The following is a 3,942-nucleotide window of genomic DNA, read 5'->3' as shown; positions in this document are numbered from 1 at the left end:
GTTGATCGCCGATTCGTGAGCGTCTGAGTATGTCAGAGGCGCACGAATCGGCACTATCAGGGGCAGCGTGAAGGCTAGTAGGAAAACTTACAGGCTCAGTCGCATCGACAGATCGAGCGCCTTGATGTCCTTGGTCAGGGTGCCGATGGAGATGTAGTCCACACCGGTCTCGGCGATGGTGCGCAGTGTGCTGTCAGTGATGCCGCCCGAAGCCTCCAGCTTGGCGCGGCCAGCGGTGAGGGTGACCGCGGTGCGCATGTCGTCCAGGCTCAGTTCGTCGAGCATGACGATGTCGGCGCCGGCCTCCAGGGCCTGGCACAGTTCGTCCAGGTCCTCCACCTCGATCTCCACTGGCTTGCCGGGGGCGATACGCTGGGCGGCCTGGATGGCCTGGGCGATGCCGCCGCAGGCAGCGATGTGGTTTTCCTTGATCAGGAAAGCGTCGAACAGGCCGATACGGTGGTTATGGCAACCGCCGCAGGTCACCGCGTACTTCTGCGCCAGGCGCAGACCGGGCAGGGTCTTGCGGGTGTCGAGCAGCTTCACGCCGGTGCCTTCCACCAGATTGGCGTAGTGGCGGGCGCGGGTGGCGGTGCCGGAGAGCAGCTGGAGGAAATTCAGTGCGCTGCGCTCACCGGTGAGCAGGGCGCGGGCCGGGCCTTCGAGGGTGAACAGCGTCTGGTCGGCACTGACCTGCTCGCCGTCGCGCACCTGCCATTTCACCTGCACGCGAGGATCGACCTGGCGGAACACTTCATCGACCCAGGCGCTGCCGGCGATGGTGGCGTTCTCGCGGGTGATGATACGGGCGGATGCGTCGCGTTCGGCGGGGATCAGTTGGGCGGTGATGTCGCCGCTGCCGACGTCTTCGGCCAGTGCGGCGCGGACGTTGGCCTGGATTTCCCCGGTCAGTTCGGCGAGGGTCAGATTCGGCATGGAAGGCTCCTGTTCGCGGTGGCGCGATTATACGGGCGGCGAGGGCTGGCGTGCAGGGAGGACAGATTTTTGCGTAAGGAGACGATTTGTCTGACGGACGGCGCCTTCCCTAGTGTGAATTTCTTCAAGAATGCGTGAAATGTCTCTTGGTTGTGTAAGAAGCTTCCCTATAATGAAGTTGAACCTTTCCGCTTTTTGACGCCACTAATTTGACGTTACGGATGACGCTTCGATGACTGTTGGTGCCGCCAGATGGGTCTGACGGCAGGAGACTTGCGATGCAGAACGACGCGAATGTAGTGCCGCTGAACAAGCAGGCCAGCGAACAATCGCAAACTTCGTTCTCCGGGCGTATGCCGGCGGGGCTCGTCGCCGTGCGCGACAAAGTTGCCGTGCAGCTGCGTCACGCCATGCAGGCACTCTTCGACAACGCCGACGATACCCTGTTCGAGATGGCCGATCGCGCCGCCAACAACGCTGAACAGAGTGCCTATTTCGAAGCCATGCGCGACCTGCGCCTCAAGCGCAAGGGTATCGAGCGCGGCTTCCTGCAGAAAGTCTTCGAGAATTTCGCCAATCTCAACCAGTACGAGATCGGCAAGGCCCCGGCCCTCGACACGGTTTCCTACGACAACCTGACCCTGGTGCAGAACGACGAGCTGGAAGAGTCCGTCGCCCTGGACGCCATGGTCGCCAAGGTGATGAGCCGCGACGGCGTCGCCCTCACGCATCTCACCACGCGCATCAATACCCTGGTCAGCAAGAAGGTCGAGGACAAGAGCAATCCGCTCGGTCCGCGCCAGCTCTGCGAGGCCTTCCTCGAGGCCTGCCGCGGCTTGGGCGTGGAGATCAAGGTCAAGCTGATCATCCTCAAGCTCTTCGAGAAGTACGTGCTGGCCGACGCCGAGCACCTCTACGCGGAAGCCAACCAGACGCTGATTTCCCTCGGCGTGCTGCCGGAGCTGAAATCCGTGCCGCTGCGTCGTCCGCCGCAGCGCACCGTCCCCAGCAGCCAGGGCACGACTGCAGCCAGTGGCGCCGCGGTGACCGAGCAGGGCGTTGCCGCCGCTGCGCAATACATGGATGCCGACAGCCAGGCTGCCTTCGCCGCCCTGCAGGAGCTGCTCTCGCAGGTCCGCGGCAGTGCCGCGCCAAGTCGCCCGATGCCGGCCGATGCGGTGCCGATCAGCAGCAACGACCTGATGCGCCTGCTCTCGCACCTGCAGTCGCACCTGCCGGCGCAGACCATCGACGAGATCGATGTCCGCCAGCACCTGGATCACCTGCTGACCCGCGTCAGCAGCAAGAGCGGTCGTTCCCGCGTGGTCGGCCAGGTCGACGAGGACGTCATCAACCTCGTCTCCATGCTTTTCGAATTCATCCTCGACGATCGCAGCCTGCCGGATTCGCTCAAGGCCTTGATCGGCCGCATGCAGATTCCGATGCTCAAGGTCGCGGTCCTCGACAAGACCTTCTTCAGTCGTGGCAGCCACCCGGCGCGCCGCCTGCTCAACGAGATCGCTTCCGCCGCCCTGGGCTGGGCCGAGCAGACCGACGGCCAGCGCGACCACCTGTACCAGAAGATCGAGCAGGTGGTGATGCGCCTGCTGAACGACTTCGTCGACGATCCGGCGATCTTCTCCGAGATGCTCGACGAGTTCACTTCCTTTACCGGCGATGAACGCCGCCGTAGCGACCTGCTGGAGCAGCGCACCCGCGATGCCGAAGAAGGCCGCGCCCGCGCCGAACTGGCCCGCCAGGAAGTGGAAGGCGTGCTCAACCAGCGCCTGCTCGGCCGTACCCTGCCCGAAGTGGTAGTGCGCCTGCTGCAGGAAGCCTGGAGCCAGGTACTGCTGCTCACCTGCCTGAAGCACGGCACCCATTCCGCCGAGTGGGAAGCCGCCCTGGCGACCATGGACGACCTGGTCTGGAGCGTGGAGCCCCACGAGGACCCCGACTCCCGCCTGCGTCTGCTGGAAATGGTCCCGCAGCTGCTCAAGTCGCTGCGTGAAGGCCTGGCTTCGGCTGCCTTCGATCCGTTCTCCACCGGCGAATTCTTCAGCCGCCTGGAAGGGCTGCACGTGCAGGCCTTCCAGCGCTACAAGCAGGTCGAGGAAGCGCCGCTGCTCGATCCGGACGACGACCTGCCGCTGCTCGACGAGCCGCTGGACACCCCTGCAGCCGAGCTGCCCGAAGCACCGCAGGCCGGCATGGTCGCGGTGGTCGAGGAAATCATCCTGGCCACGCCGGAAGAAGCCCGCGCCGTAGAGCCCGAGGAAGTCTTCGCCGAAGACGATGACTCCCTGCGCAAGGTCGATGAGCTTCGCGTCGGCAGCTGGGTGGAAATCCAGGAAGACGAAGAGCACAAACTGCGCTGCAAGCTGGCAGCGGTGATCCGCCCGAGCGGCCGCTACATCTTCGTCAACCGCACCGGCATGAAGGTGCTGGAGAAGACCCGCATGGGCCTCGCCGTGGAGTTCCGCCGCAATGCCGTGCGCCTGCTTGACGACGCCCTGCTGTTCGATCGCGCGCTGGAGTCGGTGATCGGCAACCTGCGCCGCCTGAAGAACGCCTGAACCCGCTGGCCTGCTGCCAGCGAGTTCATTTCCCCCGCCCGCTGCTTTAGAGTGGGGCTCTGCCAAGGAGCCTCCATGCAGATCGATCCCGAATCCGGCTGGTGCCTCGAAGCCCAGCGCTGCCCCTCGCCGAACTTCAACGCCCGCCCCGAAGGCGAGCAGGTCTCGTTGCTGGTGATCCACAACATCAGCCTGCCGCCGGGCCAGTTCGGCACCTGCAAGGTTCAGGAATTCTTCCAGAACCGCCTCGACGCCGACGAGCATCCGTACTTCGCCAGCATCTGCAGCCTGACTGTCTCGGCGCACTTCCTGATCGAGCGCGACGGTTCGCTGTTCCAGTTCGTCTCGTGCAACTCGCGCGCCTGGCATGCCGGCGTGTCGCGCTTCGACGGCCGCGAGAACTGCAACGACTTCTCCATCGGCATCGAGC

The 3,942-nt window shown here is 64.4% G+C and carries 3 protein-coding genes; 2 read left to right on the top strand and 1 reads right to left on the bottom strand.

All coding sequences use genetic code 11. The features are described 5' to 3' along the window. Positions 1-87: 87 nt before the first annotated feature. Positions 88-936: a carboxylating nicotinate-nucleotide diphosphorylase gene (gene nadC / locus QO207_RS31200; protein ID WP_301536108.1), complete on the bottom strand. Its 849-nt coding sequence runs from the start codon at positions 934-936 to the stop codon at positions 88-90. 278 nt (positions 937-1,214) lie between these two features. Between nadC and QO207_RS31195 the strand changes: the two genes are divergently transcribed. Then, a complete protein-coding gene (locus tag QO207_RS31195; protein ID WP_301536107.1) occupies positions 1,215-3,512 on the top strand; it encodes a DUF1631 domain-containing protein in 2,298 nt (765 codons plus the stop codon). 75 nt (positions 3,513-3,587) lie between these two features. Next, a partial coding sequence (gene ampD / locus QO207_RS31190; protein WP_301536106.1) for a 1,6-anhydro-N-acetylmuramyl-L-alanine amidase AmpD occupies positions 3,588-3,942 on the top strand: 355 nt, incomplete at its 3' end.

The organism is Pseudomonas sp. CAN1, from assembly GCF_030462585.1.
Lineage (GTDB): Bacteria > Pseudomonadota > Gammaproteobacteria > Pseudomonadales > Pseudomonadaceae > Pseudomonas.
The sequence above is the reverse complement of the archived record's forward strand: the minus strand, read 5'-3'. Positions and strand labels throughout refer to the sequence as shown.

What these genes read in the sequence shown, in the direction of transcription:
- nadC (WP_301536108.1), bottom strand. Translation starts at nt 936, where the DNA reads ATGCCGAATCTGACCCTCGCCGAACTGACCGGGGAAATCCAGGCCAAC.
- QO207_RS31195 (WP_301536107.1), top strand. Translation starts at nt 1,215, where the DNA reads ATGCAGAACGACGCGAATGTAGTGCCGCTGAACAAGCAGGCCAGCGAA.